19 protein-coding genes and 1 other RNA gene are annotated in these 21002 nt (G+C 49.5%); 15 read left to right on the top strand and 5 right to left on the bottom strand.

The window, feature by feature from the left end; all coding sequences use genetic code 11:
• The first annotated feature begins 287 nt into the window (after window positions 1–287).
• The 10 genes from garP to G7090_RS20465 all read left to right on the top strand — a co-directional run bounded on the left by garP (window position 288) and on the right by G7090_RS20465 (window position 10213).
• Window positions 288–1622 (top strand): galactarate/glucarate/glycerate transporter GarP, encoded by a 1335-nt coding sequence (garP, locus tag G7090_RS20510; RefSeq protein ID WP_166184177.1) that lies wholly within the window; start codon window positions 288–290, stop codon window positions 1620–1622.
• 15 nt (window positions 1623–1637) lie between these two features.
• A complete protein-coding gene (gene garL / locus G7090_RS20505) occupies window positions 1638–2408 on the top strand; it encodes a 2-dehydro-3-deoxyglucarate aldolase (RefSeq protein WP_166184175.1) in 771 nt (256 codons plus the stop codon).
• Between the two features lie 24 nt (window positions 2409–2432).
• Window positions 2433–3323 (top strand): 2-hydroxy-3-oxopropionate reductase, encoded by an 891-nt coding sequence (gene garR / locus G7090_RS20500; RefSeq protein ID WP_106994781.1) that lies wholly within the window; start codon window positions 2433–2435, stop codon window positions 3321–3323.
• 60 nt (window positions 3324–3383) lie between these two features.
• Window positions 3384–4529, top strand: a complete 1146-nt coding sequence (gene garK, locus G7090_RS20495) for a glycerate 2-kinase (protein ID WP_166184172.1) — start codon at window positions 3384–3386, stop codon at window positions 4527–4529.
• 32 nt (window positions 4530–4561) lie between these two features.
• Window positions 4562–4939: RNase P RNA component class A (rnpB, locus tag G7090_RS20490), an RNA gene on the top strand.
• A 275-nt stretch (window positions 4940–5214) separates the two neighbouring features.
• Window positions 5215–6621, top strand: coding sequence for a tyrosine-type recombinase/integrase (locus tag G7090_RS20485; protein ID WP_226876165.1), 1407 nt, complete (start codon window positions 5215–5217; stop codon window positions 6619–6621).
• A 308-nt stretch (window positions 6622–6929) separates the two neighbouring features.
• Window positions 6930–7322 (top strand): hypothetical protein, encoded by a 393-nt coding sequence (locus G7090_RS20480; protein WP_003844871.1) that lies wholly within the window; start codon window positions 6930–6932, stop codon window positions 7320–7322.
• Window positions 7309–7737, top strand: a complete 429-nt coding sequence (locus G7090_RS20475) for a hypothetical protein (RefSeq protein WP_064179037.1) — start codon at window positions 7309–7311, stop codon at window positions 7735–7737. The genes G7090_RS20480 and G7090_RS20475 overlap by 14 nt, the downstream gene beginning before the upstream one ends.
• A 582-nt stretch (window positions 7738–8319) precedes the next feature.
• Complete coding sequence (locus G7090_RS20470; RefSeq protein ID WP_242685346.1) at window positions 8320–9585, top strand: primase-helicase family protein; 1266 nt, start codon at window positions 8320–8322, stop codon at window positions 9583–9585.
• Between the two features lie 181 nt (window positions 9586–9766).
• Window positions 9767–10213 carry a hypothetical protein gene (locus G7090_RS20465; protein WP_242685345.1) on the top strand — a complete coding sequence of 149 codons (447 nt, stop codon included), beginning with the start codon at window positions 9767–9769 and terminating at the stop codon, window positions 10211–10213.
• Window positions 10214–10259: 46 nt separating this feature from the next.
• Here G7090_RS20465 and G7090_RS23865 read toward each other — a convergent pair whose 3' ends face one another.
• On the bottom strand, window positions 10260–10466 hold the full coding sequence (locus tag G7090_RS23865) for a hypothetical protein (protein WP_045616205.1): 207 nt from the start codon (window positions 10464–10466) through the stop codon (window positions 10260–10262).
• Between the two features lie 215 nt (window positions 10467–10681).
• Window positions 10682–11829, bottom strand: a protein-coding gene (locus G7090_RS20455) for an IS3 family transposase (RefSeq protein ID WP_166182117.1) whose coding sequence is annotated in 2 segments (ribosomal slippage) — window positions 10682–11592 and window positions 11592–11829 — 1149 coding nt in all. Because the reading frame shifts where the segments join, the coding sequence is not laid out codon by codon here.
• A 152-nt stretch (window positions 11830–11981) separates the two neighbouring features.
• Between G7090_RS20455 and G7090_RS20450 the strand changes: the two genes are divergently transcribed.
• The 3 genes from G7090_RS20450 (at window position 11982) to G7090_RS20440 (ending at window position 16937) form a co-directional block, all read left to right on the top strand.
• Window positions 11982–13715 (top strand): ATP-dependent endonuclease, encoded by a 1734-nt coding sequence (locus tag G7090_RS20450; RefSeq protein ID WP_166184169.1) that lies wholly within the window; start codon window positions 11982–11984, stop codon window positions 13713–13715.
• Window positions 13712–15130, top strand: coding sequence for a UvrD-helicase domain-containing protein (locus G7090_RS20445; RefSeq protein ID WP_074143544.1), 1419 nt, complete (start codon window positions 13712–13714; stop codon window positions 15128–15130). Before G7090_RS20450 ends, G7090_RS20445 begins: the two co-directional genes overlap by 4 nt.
• A 382-nt stretch (window positions 15131–15512) precedes the next feature.
• Window positions 15513–16937, top strand: a complete 1425-nt coding sequence (locus G7090_RS20440) for a DNA cytosine methyltransferase (protein ID WP_063155341.1) — start codon at window positions 15513–15515, stop codon at window positions 16935–16937.
• Between the two features lie 34 nt (window positions 16938–16971).
• Here the strand turns inward: G7090_RS20440 and G7090_RS20435 are convergent, their stop codons facing one another.
• Complete coding sequence (locus G7090_RS20435) at window positions 16972–18180, bottom strand: type II restriction endonuclease (RefSeq protein ID WP_047351815.1); 1209 nt, start codon at window positions 18178–18180, stop codon at window positions 16972–16974.
• 122 nt (window positions 18181–18302) lie between these two features.
• On the opposite strand from G7090_RS20435, the gene G7090_RS20430 reads away from it, so the two are divergent.
• Window positions 18303–18593 carry a hypothetical protein gene (locus G7090_RS20430; RefSeq protein ID WP_166184166.1) on the top strand — a complete coding sequence of 97 codons (291 nt, stop codon included), beginning with the start codon at window positions 18303–18305 and terminating at the stop codon, window positions 18591–18593.
• A 236-nt stretch (window positions 18594–18829) separates the two neighbouring features.
• On the opposite strand, the gene G7090_RS20425 is transcribed toward G7090_RS20430, so the two are convergent.
• Window positions 18830–19531, bottom strand: coding sequence for a pirin family protein (locus G7090_RS20425; protein WP_106994776.1), 702 nt, complete (start codon window positions 19529–19531; stop codon window positions 18830–18832).
• 104 nt (window positions 19532–19635) lie between these two features.
• Here G7090_RS20425 and G7090_RS20420 point away from each other — a divergent pair, with 104 nt between their 5' ends.
• Window positions 19636–20532 carry a LysR family transcriptional regulator gene (locus G7090_RS20420; protein ID WP_106994774.1) on the top strand — a complete coding sequence of 299 codons (897 nt, stop codon included), beginning with the start codon at window positions 19636–19638 and terminating at the stop codon, window positions 20530–20532.
• A gap of 39 nt (window positions 20533–20571) precedes the next feature.
• Here the strand turns inward: G7090_RS20420 and G7090_RS20415 are convergent, their stop codons facing one another.
• Window positions 20572–20937, bottom strand: a complete 366-nt coding sequence (locus tag G7090_RS20415; protein WP_106994773.1) for a DUF805 domain-containing protein — start codon at window positions 20935–20937, stop codon at window positions 20572–20574.
• Between the last annotated feature and the right edge of the window lie 65 nt (window positions 20938–21002).

Genomic DNA, 21002 nt, shown 5'->3' with positions numbered 1-21002 from the left:
ATGGCGATCACTCATTTTTGACATTAACCTGCGCATAAGGGAGGCAATCGCCAAATCTGTGCATCAGCGCCCAGGGGGTTGTGCATATGCTCAAAATAATATTCAAAAAACCTTCCACTATTAAGCAATGCAACAATGCGCGATACCGGGATGGTTGATTATACTCATTAACGATTTCATGGTATCGGATTAATTATCCGTATTGACCTGCCATTACTGAAATAATCAGGAATGCCTCTTTCTTAAATAATAAAAATAATTTCGCTGATGTGCCAGAGGAAATAAAAATGTTGCTGGATACGACTGTTGAAACAAAAAAGGGTGCTCCTACCCGCTATTTAATATTGCTCATTATATTTATTGTTACCGCGGTCAATTACGCTGACCGCGCCACGCTCTCTATTGCCGGAACGGAAGTCGCTAAAGAGCTGCAGTTAAGCGCCGTGTCGATGGGCTACATCTTCTCCGCCTTCGGCTGGGCCTACCTGCTGATGCAGATCCCCGGTGGCTGGCTGCTGGACAAGTTCGGCTCGAAAAAAGTTTATACGTACAGCCTGTTCTTCTGGTCGCTGTTCACCTTCCTGCAGGGCTTTGTCGATCTTTTCCCGCTGGCGTGGGCTGGCATCTCAATGTTCTTTATGCGCTTTATGCTCGGCTTCTCCGAAGCGCCGTCCTTCCCGGCCAACGCCCGAATCGTGGCGGCCTGGTTCCCGACCAAAGAGCGCGGTACGGCCTCGGCCATTTTTAACTCGGCACAATATTTCTCGCTGGCGCTGTTCTCCCCGCTGCTCGGCTGGCTGACCTTCGCCTGGGGCTGGGAACATGTCTTTACCGTGATGGGGGTTATCGGCTTCGTGCTGACCGGCCTGTGGGTGAAGTTGATTCATAACCCAACCGATCATCCACGCATGTCTGCCGACGAGCTGCAGTTCATTAAGGACGGCGGGGCGGTAGTCGACATGGACCATAAAAAGCCGGGCGACAAAGCGGCCAGCGGTCCGAAGCTGCATTACATCAAACAGTTATTGTCCAACCGCATGATGCTGGGTGTGTTTTTCGGGCAATACTTTATCAACACCATCACCTGGTTCTTCCTCACCTGGTTCCCGATTTATCTGGTGCAGGAGAAGGGGATGTCGATTCTGAAGGTGGGACTGGTGGCGTCCATTCCGGCACTGTGCGGTTTTGCCGGTGGCGTGCTGGGCGGGGTGTTCTCGGATCATCTGATTAAGAAAGGCAACTCGATTACCCTGGCGCGTAAGCTGCCGATTGTGCTGGGTATGCTGCTGGCCTCCTCAATCATTCTGTGCAACTACACCAACAACACCACACTGGTGGTGGCCCTGATGGCGCTGGCCTTCTTCGGTAAAGGATTTGGTGCCCTGGGCTGGCCAGTGATTTCCGATACCGCACCGAAAGAGATTGTCGGTCTGTGCGGGGGGGGGTTTAACGTCTTTGGCAACGTAGCGTCAATCGTCACTCCGCTGGTGATTGGCTATCTGGTCAGTGAACTGCATTCGTTCAACGCGGCACTGGTATTTGTAGGCTGTTCCGCGCTGATGGCGATGTTCTGCTACCTGTTCGTAGTGGGTGACATCAAACGTATGGAATTGCAGAAATAAGCAAAGGTATAAGCGATGAGTAACGATATTTTCCCGAACAAATTTAAAGCGGCCCTCGCGGCACATCAGATTCAGATCGGCTGCTGGTCCGCGCTGGCAAGCCCAATCAGTACCGAGGTGCTGGGGTTAGCAGGTTTTGACTGGCTGGTACTGGACGGTGAACATGCTCCGAACGACGTCACCACGTTTATCCCGCAGCTGATGGCGCTGAAAGGCAGTTCCAGCGCGGCAGTAGTGCGAGTTCCGACCAATGAGCCGGTGATCATTAAGCGTCTGCTGGATATTGGTTTCTACAACTTCCTGATCCCGTTTGTGGAAAACGTCGAAGAGGCGGTGCAGGCGGTGGCCTCTACCCGCTATCCGCCAGAAGGCATTCGCGGCGTGTCGGTCTCCCATCGCGCCAACATGTTTGGCACCGTACCGGACTACCTCGTCCAGTCGAACAAGAACATCACCATCCTGGTGCAGATCGAGAGCCAGCAGGGCGTGGATAACGTCGATGCCATCGCCGCCACTGACGGCGTGGACGGCATCTTCGTCGGCCCAAGCGACCTCGCGGCGGCCTTCGGCCATCTCGGCAACGCGAATCACCCGGAAGTGCAGCGCGCTATTCAGCATATCTTTGCTCGCGCCAAAGTCCACGGTAAGCCGTGCGGCATCCTGGCTCCGGTTGAGGCTGATGCGCGCCGTTACCTGGAGTGGGGCGCGACCTTTGTTGCCGTCGGCAGCGACCTCGGCGTGTTCCGTTCCGCAACGCAGAAATTAGCCGATTCCTTTAAGAAATAACCACCCCTGATAGAGAGAAACGTTATGACACTGAAAGTTGGTTTTATTGGCCTGGGTATCATGGGTAAACCAATGAGTAAAAACCTCATCAAAGCAGGTTACTCACTGGTGGTTGCAGACCGTAACCCGGAAGCCATTGCCGAAGTGATTGCCGCAGGCGCAGAAACCGCCGCCACGGCAAAGGCGATTGCTGAGCAGTGCGATGTGATCATCACCATGCTGCCAAACTCCCCGCACGTGAAAGAGGTGGCGCTGGGTGAAGGCGGCATTATTGAAGGCGCCAAACCGGGCACCGTGCTGATCGACATGAGCTCCATCGCCCCCCTGGCGAGCCGCGAAATTAGCGAAGCGTTAAAAGCGAAAGGCGTAGAGATGCTGGATGCGCCGGTCAGCGGCGGCGAGCCGAAAGCCATCGACGGCACCCTGTCAGTGATGGTGGGCGGCGACAAGGCGATTTTCGACAAATACTACGACCTGCTGAAAGCGATGGCCGGCTCCGTGGTGCATACCGGTGAAATCGGTGCGGGTAACGTCACCAAGCTGGCAAACCAGGTGATTGTGGCCCTCAACATCGCCGCGATGTCCGAAGCCCTGACCCTGGCGACCAAAGCAGGCGTTAACCCGGATCTGGTCTATCAGGCAATTCGTGGCGGCCTGGCGGGCAGTACCGTGCTGGATGCTAAAGCGCCGATGGTGATGGACCGTAACTTCAAGCCGGGCTTCCGCATCGATCTGCACATCAAAGATCTGGCCAACGCCCTCGATACCTCCCATGGCGTGGGTGCCCAGCTGCCGCTGACCGCGGCGGTAATGGAGATGATGCAGGCGCTGCGTGCCGATGGTCATGGTAACGACGACCACAGCGCCATTGCCTGCTATTACGAAAAACTGGCGAAAGTGGAAGTCTCTCGCTAACAAAGACGGGCGCGGGAACGCGCCCGCTATTTTTGCCTTAAGCGGTAACAGGCTATAACTATGAAAATCGTAATCGCCCCTGACTCTTACAAAGAAAGCCTGTCTGCCACCGAGGTAGCGCGGGCGATAGAAAAAGGCTTTCGGGAGATCTTTCCCGATGCAGAGTATGTTTCGGTTCCCGTAGCGGATGGCGGGGAAGGAACGGTTGAAGCGATGATTGCCGCCACCAACGGCACGATGCAGCACGCGGTGGTGACAGGGCCACTGGGCGAAAGCGTTAACGCCTGCTGGGGGATCTCCGGCGATGGCGTGACGGCATTTATTGAGATGGCCGCAGCAAGCGGACTGGTGCTGGTGCCTCCGGCCCAGCGCAACCCGTTGATTACTACCTCCCGCGGCACGGGCGAGCTGATCCTCGCCGCACTCGATAAAGGCGCGCGCAATATCATTATCGGGATTGGCGGCAGCGCCACCAACGACGGCGGCGCGGGCATGGTGCAGGCGCTGGGCGCAAAACTGACCGACGCCAACGGTACCGAGATTGGCCACGGCGGTGGCAGCCTGATGGCGCTGAACAATATTGATATTTCGACCCTCGATCCGCGCCTCAAAAGCTGCGCGATCCGGGTGGCCTGTGACGTGAGCAATCCGCTGATCGGCGACCAGGGTGCATCCCGCATCTTCGGGCCGCAGAAAGGGGCCACGGAAGCCAACATCGTCGAACTCGACAATAATCTTTCCCACTATGCAGATGTGATTAATACCGCGCTGCGTATTGATGTCAAAAATGTGCCCGGTGCAGGCGCGGCAGGCGGCATGGGCGCTGCGCTGATGGCGTTCCTCGGTGCGGAGCTGAAAAGCGGCATCGAAATTGTCACCCAGGCGCTGAATCTCGAAGAGCATATTCACGACTGCACCTGGGTGGTGACAGGTGAAGGGCGTCTGGACAGTCAAAGTATTCACGGCAAGGTGCCGGTGGGCGTGGCGCGCGTGGCCAGCAAGTATCATAAACCGGTGATCGGTATTGCCGGCAGCCTGACTAATGATGTCGGCATTGTGCACCAGTACGGTATCGACGCGGTGTTCAGCGTCCTGACCAGCATCAGCACTCTTGAAGAGGCGTTCCGCGGCGCGTTTGACAATATTTATCGCGCCTCGCGCAATATTGCTGCCACCCTGCGGGTCGGGATGCTCACCGAAGGGTGACAGCGGGGCGCAAACCCTCTATACTGCGCGCCGAAGCTGACCAGACAGTCGCCGCTTCGTCGTCGTCCCTTTCGGGGGAGACGGGCGGAGGGGAGGAAAGTCCGGGCTCCATAGGGCAGGGTGCCAGGTAACGCCTGGGGGGGAAACCCACGACCAGTGCAACAGAGAGCAAACCGCCGATGGCCCACGCAAGTGGGATCAGGTAAGGGTGAAAGGGTGCGGTAAGAGCGCACCGCGCGGCTGGTAACAGTCCGTGGCACGGTAAACTCCACCCGGAGCAAGGCCAAATAGGGGTTCGCATGGTACGGCCCGTACTGAACCCGGGTAGGCTGCTTGAGCCAGTGAGCGATTGCTGGCCTAGATGAATGACTGTTCAACGACAGAACCCGGCTTATCGGTCAGCTTCAACTTCTTTAAAAACAATAAGTTGATGTATCTCAGGCACTTAGAAGCATAAATGAGATACAGAATGGGATACATCAACGATTGTTACCTACCTCATACGCTTCAGCGTAACGGCGTTTTTTACGCTTACTTCAGATTGTCTGATAATCAATTTTTCCGTTGCTCGCTTGGTACGGATAGCCCACGCCGATGTCAGTTCCTGATCTCCCGACTAACGCCATTCTTCACTCTTTTGCGATCTGGTACTATCCACCGCGATCAGTTACAGAGAATCATACGAATGATGAAAAAGCTATCCCAGCATGACATTGATGCTTTCGTAGCCGCGCAACATGCAGAGATTTATGGCTATGTTGAGAATATCCCCGCCGACGCTCGCCAGCGAAAAATAAGGGGAGATGTAACCCCACCGTTATCACCAGATACTGGTCGGGCGTTCGCACAGTTTTTTCAAGAGTTCTATGAAGATCAACTCTTCAACGGCGAAGCATCCCCGACGGAATCTTTTTTTCTTGAGTCTCTGGCTCAGCGTTTCGATATTTCAGGTATGGAAAGTGCCATTGTCGCCGCAGCGTCAAAGTACGATATTCTTTTGCACCAGTCGCAGAAGGCCAATGCAGCTTTTCTGAGTAAAGATTTTTCGACGTACTCCCAGATCCTCAACGATCTGAAACAGAAAATCCCTCTACCTGTCGCAGTGTCTCCGGTTGAAGATTCTGCGCCAGCCATGACATTGCAAAAGGCATGGGATGGTTTTCTGGTGTTCAAATCAGATTGGAATCCGAAGATTCGGAAGGGGAACGAAAAGTACTTCATGGTCATCAGAGAAGTGCTGGGGGCTGATACGCCAGTGGACAAAATCACCCGCCGCGATATCAAAAACTTGCTGGAAGTGGTGGCGGGTCTACCCCGTCAGAACAAGAAGCCATATAACAAGATGACGGTTCGGGAGTGTTTAGATTTGGATGAGGTTCCCGAGGATGACCGTGTGGCACCGAAGACCGTTAAAGATTATCTGAAGCTATGCCAGGGGTTGTTCTCTACTTATCTAACATCTGAAATGGATATACTGGCATCTTCACCGACGCTAAACGTTCGTTATGAAGCACACAGCAAAAGCTATGGAGACTACAGCAAAACAGAAATGCGCAGGCTGGTGGCCCATTTCAAAAATCTATCAGGTTGGAAAAAGTGGATACCGCTCCTTCTTGCCTATACTGGTGCACGTCGGGCAGAGATCGCCAAACTAAAGCGTTCGGATGTTCGTCTTGATGATGATTCCCAGCGTTACTACATCATGATTGATGATACCAAAACCGAAGCAGGTACGAGGCAAGTACCGCTATCACTTCATCTGCTTGATCTTGGATTTTTGGACTACGTAGAGGGATTCTCTGCTGGCGATTCGCTTTTCCCTGACCTCACTAACTTCAACCAGATCACCCACTTTTTCCACGATATTCGTGAGGTTCTTGAGATCCCTTATCTCAATGATTATGGCGCTCGCCGCGTCGTGCACAGCCTTCGCCACACATTTATTACAGAAGCGCGAAAAACTAACGAGCTTACGCCAGTTCAGAAGGTGGTCGGACATGAGCATAGTGGGGAAGGGCAAACCCAGCGATACACCCACAAGTTTACTGTGACGAATTTACTTCCAGTGGTTGATGGTATTTGCTGGGACTAAACTCTCATCAACCTTCCTGTAAGTGCAGGGGGGATTCCCCCTACTTTTATAAATTATGGCAAACAGCGTGTTTTTCTCATCAGGTACGCCACCGCTTGTAATGGTTTAATTTATTGATTTTAATAGTGAAACTCATAAAGTACTTGACAAATGAGAATGATTCGTGTTATTATGTAATTAAGGGGAAGATTTCCCCGACATCCCACCGAAACACATAAAATCCCGCAGGTGCCAGTTTCTGCCTCTTCTCCTTGGTAGGCTGGATCAATCCGCTTGCGGGTTTTTTATTACCATCAGGAAATTATTATTTGGAAAATAAAAACTTAGCGTCAATCGACGTAACGGACTCCGCACGTCTGCGCGGCAAGGTTGACCACACCACATGGCACGCGTGCAAATCGCGGCTAAAACTGCTGGGCCTGCCACAGACACCGAAACGAATCGGCTTCCTTCTCTGGCTGGAACACCAGCAACATCACGTCTTCACCTTTGAAGAGTACGTGGAGAGATGGGGCTACAACAACGCCCATCTGCATCTCAATGAGTATGAAAAAAGCGGACTTATCCATCATCGCGACGAGTATTTTCTTAGCGAAACTGCCACCAGCACCGATAGCCCATTCCGCTGTAAGTGCTGCAAGTCCATAAATCTGAACAAAATTCTTAAAGCAAAGGAGCGCATTATTAATGAAACTAACTAAAGAACAAACAGCCCTCATCCAGCGTCTTTATGACGAACGTATCACGCAAGCGGAAAAAGTAGCATTGTCCGAAGTCAGCACCACCATCGTCTTCAACGAGGTATTCCCGCTGGTCATCACTAAGGCGGCTGCTTATCTGGACAACGGTTACATCCTCAATCCTCAAGCCTGCAACCATTATCAATCTTCGCCTTTCTTCGAGGTGAGCATGTTTAAACCGGAGATTCTGCTGGTACAGGAACGCCAGGAGGCTGTAGCGGCGGCATCTGAACGTCTGAAGTCGGATATCGCCGCAGAAGTGTTGGAAATCGTCCGTCAACAACGCCAGCGAAAGCAGGAAGCAGCAGCAGCCGAACAGTCAGCCAAAGACGCTATCACTACTGAACAAGCGATCTTCGCAGCATTCGAGGTGTGATGGTAGACGCACAATTTCAACAGTTCGCTATGCCGTCAGATTCCCGGCGGTTAGCCTCCCGGCAACGCCCGGCTTACAGAGAAATGATGTCCTCACTCCAGGATGGTAAAGACCCGATTACGGGCACCAGACTAAATTCTCCATGCATCGACCATGACCACGATACAGGGACATGTAGGTTGGTCCTCAATCGCTCAACAAACACGTTTGAGGGAAAGGTGCGAGCCTTCCTAATTCAGCAGGGTTGGAAGCCGCAGCAGTTCGCTCAGCCGTTATTTGATGCATGGTTGGGACGTAATGACGCAGTAACCACGCAACTTTATGAGTTCGCTCTGGAGATCTGGCCCTACCTAAGCTGGGAACGCTTCCTAACGTACCTCCGAAATCTCGCCGTTTACTACGGGACAGCATGGGCGTACTACGACCACTTGCTTTATGAAAAGCCTTCAAAAACAGGATGCTAAGCCATGCAATTAATCGTTCCAAAAGACATTGAACAATGGCTGGACAATACGCGCGAACACCGTTCACGCGCAGCACAGATTATTAAACTTTTATACGACGCACAGGAGCACGACACCTATGACACAAGAGACGACCACACACACAGCCACACCCCCACCCCCAGTTGAAGCCTTCTCGCTTCACCTGCGTAGCCAGGGATACGCCCTGATTTCACTGCCTGGTGGCGTTAAGTTGCGCAACATCAACACAGGCACCGATCATAGTCTCGATTCCCTTGCGGTACATTACGCTCGTTTTTCAGGGGGCTCATGGAACCCACAATGGCAGTCAGTTGTATTTAGAACACTTCCATTCATCGCCCAAAGCATCTTCAATCCAGCGTTGCCGTCTGGCCTTTCTGAGGATGGGACGCTGAACACCTATCGCAGATTCTCCAGCGACAATGCTCCAGTCGACATCCTTACTCCATGGTTCGAATACTTAGTGAGGATGTTCCCGGATGAAGCCGATCGCACCAACGTCTGCGCATGGTTGGCACATTGCTTCCAGCGTCCAGAAGAACGCCCAACATGGCATCTCGTGATCCCATCTGATACCGGAACGGGTAAGGGATTCCTCTTTCAGCAAATATTGACACCATTGTTGGCGGGGCAGACAAAACATTATTCGAGCTACGCTCAACTGACCGAAAAACATAATGGCGCGTTAGCCGATAATCTGATAATCGTGTTTGATGATCCGCCGACGGCAAGTCGTCGTGTTGCGGAGTCTCTGAAGTCCATCCAAACCGAACCAACGGTGGACATCAGACCATTGTATGAAAGCGCCCGTAAGGTTGCGACATTCACCCGGTTCATGACGTTTAGCAATAGCCCAACGCCAATCGAAGTGGAAGATAACGACCGTCGCCACTATGCGACGCACTTCGTTAAACACAAAGTGGATCACGATGAAACCGCAGCATTCATCGCTCGCCTCAGCGACTGGTTAAACGCTGGTGGGCTGGAAGCCGTCTATCGTTGGTTTATGCAATACGATCTCAGTGACTTCAATCCATACCGACCACCACACAGTGTAGCGTTGGAACGGATGAAACAGGCAAGTGTCTCCCCGGCAGAGTCAGAAGCGGCAGTATTCACCGAAAGCCACCAAGTGTTCTCTTTCAATGCTTTTCGTGAAGGTTGTCCGGCATTCAGTCGGGACAATGAAGCAACGGATTGGCTTCGCAAACACGGTTATACCAGCGCAAGATTATTCACACTCACTCGATTTAAGGACACTCCGTTAACAAAGGGGGCGCTTTGGTATCATTCTGACATGGATAAGGGACACGCACGTGAATGGTATCTATCGAAATACTACCCTCAGATCGAAGCTGCATAACAGCCCTAAAACGGCCCTGACAAAATAGAGCCGTACTATCCCAGCCCTTGGGAAATAAGGCCTAAACGGGGCAAGCGTCCCTAACGGCCCTAAATCTTTTTTTCTTATTCATTAAGACTGTGACAACCCAGTTGGAACATAACACGTGTCCAATCGTTCGTTATGCGTGGCACTTTGGCTAATGGCGAAGGTCGCCACCACGATGAAAACGCATGTTTGCTTAACAACTTCGTGTAAACGCGAAATTAAAAAAACTTATCTATCCCCTGATCCGAGGAATATCGGACAGGATTCATCATTCCCCAAATGGCGCAGCAGAGCGCCGGAGACTTTATCTATGGCAAGACAAAAAAACTCTGAAATTGATGCTCAGTTAAGAGCGTTGGGTGCGCCAACAGGCGCTATAAACGGTGTTTACAACGAATGGGAGGGATTGCCTTTCGTAGAGGTAGTTCCTGGTTTCTTGGTTTTGCAGCAGGATCTGAACGATGTAATCCTACCAGCAGAATCACGTGAGCCGATTAATTACGATCTGGAAGAGTTCTATCTGAACGTGAGCGGAAACCGAGCGTGGCGCTGGCGTATTGAAGATGGGCGGTTTATTGCCTCCACAGGCACTTGTGATTGATAAAAATGTACGGTAGGAGTGGCGTTTTCATCACATTGCTGTGCACTTACTCTGCATCATCGGTTTGAAAGGTTTTGGTATATGGACATTTTCCTTTGGTGACGTAGGTGAACAGATAAATGCTGTTCTGGTAAGTACAGAGCGTCTTTCCACTCTCCGTCGTTTCCTGCTGAGGATCGGACATTGTGATCTGCTCTGCTGCCACAAACTGCGAGAACAATAGCCCTGATATCGCCAATATTACTCTTGTCACAAACTTTCTCCTTTGATTTCGTTGTCAAAATCCATCGCTCTCAACAACTGTGCATAGGGATTATAGTTTCAATGTTGATCAATTTTATCGATCGATTCAGTATAAATTGATCGTTTTTATCAATTGATTATTTTATAATGACTCCTGATGAATACCTAACTCACAGCAAAAAGGAAGACCATGAAAAGATTGATTCTTGAATCGCCACGGATAATCTAGACACTTCCGAGCCGTTGATAATACTGGTTTTCATATTCTGTCGGTGACATCTGATCGCTGGAACCATGCCGACGCTTACTGTTATAAAACATTTCGATGTAATCAAAAATATCACTGCGGGCTTCTTCCCGCGTTCCGTAGCTCTTTTTCTTTATCCGTTCGCGTTTCAACAACTGGAAAAAGCTTTCTGCAACCGCATTATCATGGCAGTTACCGCGACGGCTCATGCTGCCCTCCAGGCCGTGTGATTTCAGGAACGACTGCCACTCATGGCTTGTGTACTGACTGCCCTGATCCGAATGAACCAGCACCTGTTTTTGGGGATTACGCCGCCATACAGCCATCAGCAGTGCGTTCAGGGCAATGTCCTTTGTCATCCGGGATTGCATGGACCAGCCGATAATTTTGCGTGAGAACAGATCAACAACCACGGCAAGATACAGCCAGCCTTCGCGGGTCCTGATGTAGGTTATGTCCGTTACCCAACGCTCATCCGGAGCATCCGGATTAAACTGTCGCTGGAGCCTGTTGGGCGACACGATACTGGCCTCGCCTTTACGTGCCCGCGGGCTCCGGTATCCGACCTGAGCCTTTATCCCGACACGTTTCATCAGTCGCCAGACTCTGTTCACTCCGCACTGTTGCCCGCTGTCCCGCAGATCCAGATGGATTTTGCGATAACCATAGACGCATCCCGATTCCAGCCAGAACTGTTTAATCTGTCCTGTCAGTCTCAGGTCTGCCTGATGGCGTTGTGAATGCGGCTGCTGAAGCCAGGCGTAAAAACCACTGGGATGAACATCCAGCACCCGACAGAGCAGGCGAACAGGCCAGCAACAGGAGTTGTCACGGATAAAGGCGTACCTCAGTCGGACAGCTTTGCGAAGTACGCCGCGGCTTTTTTTAATATGTCCCGTTCGTCGGTAACCCGCTTCAGCTCTTTCTGGAGACGGCGGATCTCGGCCTGAGCATCTGACTGTTCTTTATTAATGGAAGGATCCGGACCGTACTTCTTTATCCAGGCGTAAAGGCTGTGGGTGGTGATATCGAGACGTGTTGCAACGCTGGCAACAGAATAACCGCGATCAACAACCTGTTTGACTGCTTCAGTTTTAAACTCTTCGGGATAACGCTTACCGCTCATGGGCACCTCTCTTTAAGCCATCTTAAATGACTCGGAGGTGTCTGTTAAACCCGTGGCGATTCAGGTAAACAGAATTGATGATTCTTTAGACGATAACTGAAAGCTGATACATTGATATTTCTAACTATAAAGTGTGAAAGGAAGTCAATCTCATGCCAAAGATTCGTCATATAGAGGTAGAGAATTTTCGGGTAATAAAAAAACTTTCGTGGTCACCATCCCCTGGTCTCAACTGTTTAATTGGTCCTGGCGACTCAGGCAAATCGACGATTCTTGATGCCATTGACCTTGCTCTTGGGGCAAGGAGATCTTACACATTTAATGATGCTGATTTCTATGGCTTAGATGTAACTAAAAAGATCACTATTTCTATAACGATCGGAATGCTTAATGATGAATTATTGAACTTTGAAAGATATGGGCCTTTTTTAAGATCATTTAATTCTGAAACATGTGAAATTCATGATGAACCACATCTGGACTATGAACCTGTATTAACGTTAAAACTTGTTGTTGAGAGTGATTTAGAACCAGATTGGCGGCTCTATTCATTAAGAGCAGATGTTGACGGAGTTGAGCGTCGTCTTCCATGGAAACATCGTGAGATGATTTCTCCATCAAGATTAGGTGTTACTCCTTACAATAATCTCGCATGGGGTAGTCGATCAGTGCTTAACAAACTTTCGGAGGAGAGGTTTGATGTCACATCTGTCTTAACACAATTATCACGACAGACTCGTAATGCTTTTGCTGCTAATCCGATAGAAGGTTTGGATAAAGTTCTTGAAGACGTAAAATCAATAGGTAACAAATTGGGCGTGCCTTTAGGAGAGCTTAAGGCATTATTAGACGTTAATGGAATCACCTTGTCTAACGGAGCTATTAGTCTGCATGGTAGCGATGGGACTCCTTTGCGGCAGTTAGGTACTGGATCCTCCCGGTTACTTATTAGCGGTATACAGAAAGCTACGAGTCAGTCAACAATGTTACTGGTTGATGAGGCCGAGTATGGGCTGGAACCATACAGAATATCAAGGCTCCTTAACGAATTAGGGGCGAAAGAAGAGAACCCATTACAACAAGTATTTTTAACTACTCATTCACCATATGTTTTGCGAGAATTACAGTCAAAGCAATTACATGTTATAAGAAAAAAACCTCCCCTGCATCAGGCCGATGGTATATCTCATAATATTCTCAGCTTAGGTGGTGGTGATGATCAGCAGGCGACGCTGAGAGCTTGTGCTGAGGCATTTTTTAGTAAAAAGGTAATAGTTGGTGAAGGTGCTACTGAAGTCGGAATTATTCGAGGATTAGAATTATATTGTCAAGATATCAATCACGAAGGCTTTCTATCTAAAGGTGTTTTTTGCACTGACGGGAACGGCGGAAGTAATTATTTTGTTCGTGCTGAGATTTTCTCAAGTCTCGGTTATCCTACGGCAATCCTTAAGGATTCAGATATTCAAGATGCCGCACATGCGGGCCAAACAGCGCAATGTATTGAAAAAGGTGTAAGGATTTATGAGTGGGGGCATGGTTTATCAACAGAGGGTGCCATTTTTTCTTGGTGTGATATTACGCTTATTCCTAAGCTAATCAACCTTGCTATAGAACTTAATGGTCGACAAGAGGTTGCCCAGCATATTGAAAACAAGTCAGCTAATCAGTTTAAATTGGAGAATTGTTTAAACCAGCCGGAAGAAAGAATGCGCATGGCCTTATATCAGGCAGCAGGAAGCTATAAGTGGTTTAAAAATATAGCGAAATCTGAAGAGTTATCACGAAAATATATTGGACCAAACTTCAAAACTTTTAAAAATGAGTTCCAAATTGTACTGAATGGAATTTATCAGTGGGCTTGTGAAGAAGGCCATCAGCAATGAATATAAACCAAATACTTACTTCTGAACGTGGGTCTGTTGTAGCTCCCGCTGGATGCGGTAAAACACAGCTAATCGTTGCCGCTTTAAATAATCCACACAGTAAACCTATTTTGGTTCTAACTCATACAACTGCTGGGGTTGCAGCCCTTAAGAAGAGGCTTAGGAAATTTAAAATAGCAAACCAAAATTTTGTGGTAACAACTATCGATGGTTGGGCATTACGAGTTGCTCACAATTTTGCTGCATCTTGCCCCATGCACTCGTCGGCAGAAAGCCCTAAGCTATTTTATCCCGAGATGCGGCGGGTTGTTAACACATTCATTGCTTCTGGTGCTCTGTCTAAAATTCTTAAAGCATCGTACTCACGACTTTATGTTGATGAGTATCAAGACTGTAATATGGATCAGCACCAGTTAATCGTTTCACTTTCCAACCAATTACCGACAGTAGTTTTTGGTGATCCTATGCAATGTATCTTTGATTTTAGTGGTGCAATGCCTGACTGGGTGTCTGAGGTTGAGCAACAGTTTCCATTGTTAGGAACCCTAACGACACCTTGGCGATGGAATAATGCCAATTCTCCAATATTGGGAGAATGGATTCTTCAGGCTCGTGAAATTTTAATGTCTGGAGAAAAGGTCGATTTGAGTTCTTGCCCCCAGCACATTTTTTGGCATCCCCTTAGTGGAGATTATCAAACTGATCGTTCCAGCAATTACAAAGTCGAACGATCGATATTAGAACTCTATCCTAATGACAGCTTATTAGTCATTGGAGCGTCTATGGATGAACAATCTCGTCACAGTTATGCTCAGGGAAATCCCCGTATAGATGTTGTTGAACAGGTCCAACTTTCGGGAATTATAACGGCAGCTCAGGAATTTGACGAAAAGAAAGGTAAATCACTTGCTGATTCAATCGTAGATAATGTATCTAAAATGATTACGAATGTTGATGCAGCAGTAACTAAGCGCCGTATTGATACCATTCTAAACGGTCGTAATGAAAAACCGGCTACAGAATGCGAACAAGCATTATGTGATGTTGTAAATTCCAATTCACGGTCAAGTATTTTATCTGCTCTTCTGCAATTGGAAAAGAATGACGGGGCACGTGTTTATCGTAAAGCAGCCTTTAAAGCCTTAAAAGATACAATATCTATGTCTATTGGTAGTCCACAGAAAAGTATGTTTGAGTCAGCTTCTATCATTCGCGAGCGTTTACGACAAGTAGGAGATAATCGAATACCAAAAAGGGCAATAGGTTCCACGTTACTATTGAAAGGGCTTGAAGCAGACCATTGTTTGATCCTTAATGCTCAAGGCCGTGGAATGAACGCGAGGCATCTTTACGTTGCTCTTTCAAGAGGGGCAAAGTCAGTCAGTGTTTTTTCTACACACCAATATATAGGATGATTAAGCGATTGATTAGACAAGCCTAAAAATATTGAATCTTTAACTAATCAATTGATTTTAAAAGATAAATTTCATGCTCATTGGAAAGGAGTGATTAATTGCCTACTGATATTCGGCGGAGATGCCAGTGAGTAAGGCGGAGCTCTTTTGAACGGTGCTTAACTCTTTAAGCATTGGCGCGGTAAACCAGTTACTAACCAAAGTTTTTGTTAGTATCCTTTTGATATTAAATAATTTTTAGTCTTGCGTGCAGTGTCATTGGAGACAGATTTCAAGTATTGATAGAAAATATGTAAAACACTGTTTAAATAAACAGTAATAAAATTTCCATCTGGGTTAAATGAGTGATAGAGTGTCACTCATGAGACCCATTGGAGGCATTATGTCAGAATTTGAATTACTGGCGCAGGATCTTCTTGAAAAAGTAGAAGCAGAAGAAAAGCAGCGACAGGAAAATGATAGAAAACTCATTGAGCAGGTACTGGAAATCTATGATCAAAAGTATGTGGCTGAGCTCTTAAGAAAAGTTGGCAAAAACGATTGGAGCCGGGAAACGCTTAACCGCTGGATCAATGATAAATGTTCCCCCAAGTCATTGAGCTCAGCCGAAGAGGCACTTCTTCGAAAAATGCTTCCGGAACCGCCAGCAAATCATCCAGAGTACGCGTTTCGTTTCGTTGACCTTTTTGCCGGGATTGGCGGGATTCGTAAGGGATTCGAAGCGATCGGGGGCCAGTGTGTCTTTACAAGCGAATGGAATAAACAAGCGGTACGCACCTATAAAGCTAACTGGTTTAATGACGAGCAAGCGCATACATTTAATCTCGATATCCGAGAAGTCACTCTTAGTGACAAGCCAGAGGTATCAGAGACAGATGCTTATGCCTACATCGACGAACATGTTCCAGACCATGATGTGCTTCTGGCTGGCTTCCCTTGCCAGCCCTTCAGCCTTGCGGGAGTGAGTAAGAAAAATTCGCTGGGTCGCGCACATGGTTTTGAGTGTGAGGCTCAAGGAACACTTTTCTTTGATGTGGCACGCATTATCCGGGCAAAAAAACCAGCCATTTTTGTGCTTGAGAACGTCAAAAACCTGAAAAGCCATGACAAAGGTAAAACCTTTAAGGTCATCATGGAAACGCTTGACGAGTTGGGTTATGAAGTTGCCGATGCAAATGACATGGGGAAAAGTGATCCTAAAGTCATAGATGGTAAGCGTTTTCTTCCTCAGCATCGTGAACGTATCGTTCTGGTGGGTTTCCGTCGCGACCTGAATATTCACAATGGCTTTACCCTCCGCGATGTCAGTCGATTTTATCCCGAACAACGTCCATCCTTTGGAGAGCTACTGGAACCAGTGGTTGATAGCAAATATATCCTCACGCCTAAACTCTGGGAGTACCTTTACAACTATGCTAAAAAGCATGCAGCTAAGGGCAACGGTTTTGGTTTTGGTCTCGTTAACCCCGAAGATAAAGAAAGCGTGGCCCGCACACTTTCTGCTCGTTACCATAAAGATGGATCCGAGATTCTGATAGACCGTGGCTGGGATATGGCAGTAGGTGAAGTCGATTTTGCGAATGCTGAAAACCAAGCTCGCCGACCACGTAGACTGACTCCCCGCGAGTGCGCACGCCTCATGGGCTTTGAAACGCCAGACGGCAAGCCTTTCCGGATTCCGGTTTCTGACACTCAATCATATCGTCAGTTCGGTAATTCCGTTGTGGTCCCTGTCTTTGAAGCAGTAGCCAGACTACTGGAGCCTTACATTCTCAAGGCTATTTCTGCCAAGCCTGATAAGACATAACGGATACTCCCGGCTTCCACATGCCGGGAGCTTCTTATGGCAGTTCTGCGTAAAGCCCTGTGAGCTCAGCGATAAAAGCCCCCAGCGTCATTAGTTCACCTCTCACCGCTTCCGGATATTTCCTGTGTAATGATGATGGTACAACCAGTTTTACCCCTGCATCTCGCATTTCACTATGCTGAGCCTGAGAAACTCCCTCCTGTAGAGTGAAAAGGTGTATCTGCCTAATTTTATCCGCCTCGTTTAGTATCTGACGCCAACGGTCTTTGCATGTTGTCTTCACGGCTAACATACGGAGATTTTCTTCGGGATATCCGATATCGTGGTAAGCCTCAGCAGATGGGAACAGAAAGTCAGGTTTTTTATTGCCCTCAGTTACTGCTTGCGTGGCAAAGTGTCGTAGACCATGCTCAACGAAAAGATGTTCAAGATGTAGCTCAAGTGACTTTCCCGCTCTTGATTTTCGGCGATTACTGACGGAATTTGCCAGTGCAATGAACTCATCGACTGAGCCAAACCCCTTACGAATGATGTCCAGTACGTGAAACTCTTCTACCAGAAGAAAAATGTCGTACTCTATACGGCGTCGATCGATCAACTGTTCGTCTGGGTCATTGGAGTTTTTTGCGTAGTGCCCGCCAGCATACTGGATAATTTCACTACCTGATGGGAACTGCTGCTTCCAGGCGTCAGGTATATTGTATTTATGATTCACTGGGACATGTTGTAGAGACAATCCCCCCAGAATTTCACTGGATGGCCCAAATAAAAGCGTCCCAGGGATGACTTCCCCTATAACGGACTCAATAATATTCTCTTCATCAGGATTGACGCAGACCCATATGTTCACCTCTGAACTATCACCGCCTTGCTCATCCTGCTTGAAGGCCAGAAGCGTAAGGGCTCCTGTATTTTCAGGATCTTGGAGTGGGCTTCCTCTTCCCCAGCGAGTGATTCTTCTCTCATTCCGGGTCCCGCCAAAAAAACGATTATTGTAATAGATAGCCCGAGCCTCGCTGTCCGGATACTCATGTGATGAAACATGCGCGGTAAGAAAAACAGACGGGTTCAGTTCTTGGGTATTGTTGATGGAAGGAAGTAGTTTTTCAGCGATGTCGGAAGAAATATATAGTCCTACCTGATGTCCACCTGTTGCGCCAGTATCATTGGCAGACAATCGTTTGATATAGAGAAAGTAATTGTCACCAGCTATCCTGAGCAGCCAGTCCTGAAAAACCGACATAAGCATCCCTCTGTTGTCTGAAAGTTCGAAGCTCAATTTTTCCACAGAAACGCAAGGGGAGCCAGCAAACTTTCCTTGATTAATTAAGTGAATAAGTGCAGGTGTGACTATCACGGAGCTAAATGCATATGAACACCCCAGGATGGATGCATCCCCAGCTCTTGGCATTTGATCCCTTGCAAGCAGATCGGCGTATCGTACACTTCAAATGGGATACAGAATGGGATACATTGTGGGCTACAACCCGCATTCCACCGCTTCTGGTGCTTGATTGCATGGGATACAAAGCTGACTTATCGGTCAGCTTCACCATTTTAAAACCCCGCTTCGGCGGGGTTTTTGCTTTTTGCATTCCCCGTCAGCTCTTACCTGCACACGTGTTTATATACTTCATCACAGATCGACATCCGTAATTGAAAAATACTTCAGGGTTCTTCCCTGACAGATATTTAAGGATCAGAGCAGCTGACGGCGTTCAGCCGTATTGAAGAGCAGGCGCGTTACTATCGCGTGAAATATTACTTCGATGTGAGCCAGGTTCTGACGCCGGAGCAGCGCGCCGAGGTCCGCTCGCAAATCGCTCAGGCCATGAGCGAGTAAATCATCAATGGTTTGCCGGGGAGGCGTAGGCCAACCCGGCAATACCGACTCAGACCGGCAAATCAATCAGCAGCGCCCGCAGCGGCGTATCAGCCACCAGGGTGATATTCGCCTCATCGCGGATAAACGCCCCGTCCCCGCAGGTCAGTGCTTCCCGCTCTTCAGCCGGGGTTAGTGCATGCACCGTACCATGAATGGACTGCAGATAGGCGCGTGGACCGTGGAGCTGAAAACTCAGGCGCTCCCCTTTATCCAGCTCGATATGGTGCAGCCACACCTGCTGACGTAACTGCAGACTGCCTGTGCTGCCATCCGGCGAGGCCAGCAGCTGCTGTTTACCCTCCTGCAGATCGATCTTCTGCAGCGGCGGGTTTTCCCGCTCAGGGCAGGCATCCAGCCACAGCTGGATCCGCGTCAGCGTCTTATCTTTGCTGAGATTATGCTCGCTATAGCTAATGCCTGGCTGGGTGGCTATCAGCAATGCTTCCCCGGCTTTCGCCTGGACATGGTTGCCCTCGCTGTCGCGATACTCTGCTTCGCCTTCAAGAATCAGATTCAGGATATCCACTTTCGGATAGGTACGCGGCTGGAACGAGGCCCCGGGGGCGAGTACTTCCTGATTCAGTACACGCAAAGAGGCATAGCCCAGCAGTTTCGGGTCAAAGTAGTGTCCAAAGGAAAAGGTGTAGCGAGCCTGCAGCCAACCGAAATCGGCTTGTCCGCACTGTTTGGCTGTTCTTGTCGTAATCATAAACTTGACCTCTCTTTACACTAAAACAATGGTAAAGGTATGGACGCTGCATTGTTAGCCAGATATTCTGCCCGGTATGTTCAAATTTCCTGAATGAGAACGCCATGGCTAAAGAGAGAGCATTGACCCTTGAAGCACTGCGGGTGATGGACGCGATCGATCGACGCGGTAGCTTCGCCGCCGCAGCAGATGAACTGGGGCGCGTGCCATCAGCCCTGAGCTACACCATGCAGAAGCTGGAAGAAGAGCTGGATGTGGTGCTGTTTGACCGCTCCGGTCATCGAACAAAATTCACTAACGTTGGGCGGATGCTGCTGGAGCGCGGCCGCGTGCTGCTGGAAGCGGCAGATAAACTGACCACCGACGCCGAAGCGCTGGCCCGCGGGTGGGAAACACACCTGACGCTGGTCACCGAGGCCCTGGTGCCTACTACTGCGCTCTATCCGCTGGTGGATCGCCTTGCGGATAAAGCCAACACCCAGCTGTCGATCATCACCGAGGTGCTCGCCGGCGCGTGGGAGCGTCTGGAGCAGGGCCGGGCTGATATTGTGATCGCCCCGGACATGCACTTCCGCTCCTCGTCCGAGATCAACTCCCGCAAGCTCTATAAAGTGTTGAATGTCTACGTTGCCGCTCCGGATCATCCGATCCATCAGGAGCCGGAACCGCTGTCGGAAGTGACCCGCGTGAAGTACCGCGGCGTGGCGGTGGCGGATACCGCCCGCGAGCGCCCGGTGTTAACCGTCCAGCTGCTGGATAAGCAGCCGCGTCTCACCGTCAGTACGCTGGAAGATAAACGTCAGGCGCTGCTGGCCGGGCTGGGCGTGGCGACCATGCCGTATCCGTTTGTGGAAAAAGATATTGCCGAAGGGCGGCTGCGGGTGGTGAGCCCGGAGTACACCAGTGAAGTGGATATCATTATGGCGTGGCGTCGTGACAGCATGGGCGAAGCCAAATCCTGGTGTCTGCGCGAGATCCAGAAGCTGTTTACCCAGAAGTAATCTGTTGGCCCGGCAAGCGTAACGCCGCCGGGCAACGTTTTAACCGTTCAGCAGTGGATCCGGCCCAAACCGGTTTTCACCGACCGTGCCGCGCTGGCAGTTGAAGATCAGAATAATTATCCAGCCGATTACCGGGATCAGTACCAGCAACAGCCACCATGCCGACCTGTCGGTATCGTGCAGTCGGCGAAACAGTACCGCCCACCCTGGCAGAAACACCAGCAGGCCATATACCGTAGTGAGAATGCCTTCCCCGCCAGCCCGCTCCCAGCCCAGCATTTTGTCTATGAGTCCCAGGACGCAGATCAAAATGAAGTTCACCAGAATAAACATCCAGTATTCTTTGCGCCGGGCGCGCCCTTTAAAGCCAATATAATTTCGCAGTACTTTGAGATACCAGTCCATTTTTTACGCCTCAGTAGCAATTAATCGCTTGTTTTCTAAGGGATCAAATCAAGCATAGACGGGAA

This window comes from Leclercia sp. 29361, from assembly GCF_011290365.1.
GTDB lineage: Bacteria > Pseudomonadota > Gammaproteobacteria > Enterobacterales > Enterobacteriaceae > Enterobacter > Enterobacter tamurae.
This window is presented reverse-complemented; position numbering and strand designations above follow the sequence as displayed.

Coding starts and splice junctions, on each gene's coding strand:
- G7090_RS20435 (WP_047351815.1), bottom strand. CDS start 18,180: ATGTCGGTTTTTCAGGACTGGCTGCTCAGGATAGCTGGTGACAATTAC.
- G7090_RS20485 (WP_226876165.1), top strand. CDS start 5,215: ATGATGAAAAAGCTATCCCAGCATGACATTGATGCTTTCGTAGCCGCG.
- G7090_RS20415 (WP_106994773.1), bottom strand. CDS start 20,937: ATGGACTGGTATCTCAAAGTACTGCGAAATTATATTGGCTTTAAAGGG.
- garL (WP_166184175.1), top strand. CDS start 1,638: ATGAGTAACGATATTTTCCCGAACAAATTTAAAGCGGCCCTCGCGGCA.
- garR (WP_106994781.1), top strand. CDS start 2,433: ATGACACTGAAAGTTGGTTTTATTGGCCTGGGTATCATGGGTAAACCA.
- G7090_RS20475 (WP_064179037.1), top strand. CDS start 7,309: ATGAAACTAACTAAAGAACAAACAGCCCTCATCCAGCGTCTTTATGAC.
- G7090_RS20450 (WP_166184169.1), top strand. CDS start 11,982: ATGCCAAAGATTCGTCATATAGAGGTAGAGAATTTTCGGGTAATAAAA.
- garP (WP_166184177.1), top strand. CDS start 288: ATGTTGCTGGATACGACTGTTGAAACAAAAAAGGGTGCTCCTACCCGC.
- G7090_RS20420 (WP_106994774.1), top strand. CDS start 19,636: ATGGCTAAAGAGAGAGCATTGACCCTTGAAGCACTGCGGGTGATGGAC.
- G7090_RS20425 (WP_106994776.1), bottom strand. CDS start 19,531: ATGATTACGACAAGAACAGCCAAACAGTGCGGACAAGCCGATTTCGGT.
- G7090_RS20465 (WP_242685345.1), top strand. CDS start 9,767: ATGGCGAAGGTCGCCACCACGATGAAAACGCATGTTTGCTTAACAACT.
- G7090_RS20440 (WP_063155341.1), top strand. CDS start 15,513: ATGTCAGAATTTGAATTACTGGCGCAGGATCTTCTTGAAAAAGTAGAA.
- garK (WP_166184172.1), top strand. CDS start 3,384: ATGAAAATCGTAATCGCCCCTGACTCTTACAAAGAAAGCCTGTCTGCC.
- G7090_RS20430 (WP_166184166.1), top strand. CDS start 18,303: ATGCATATGAACACCCCAGGATGGATGCATCCCCAGCTCTTGGCATTT.
- G7090_RS20470 (WP_242685346.1), top strand. CDS start 8,320: ATGACACAAGAGACGACCACACACACAGCCACACCCCCACCCCCAGTT.
- G7090_RS20445 (WP_074143544.1), top strand. CDS start 13,712: ATGAATATAAACCAAATACTTACTTCTGAACGTGGGTCTGTTGTAGCT.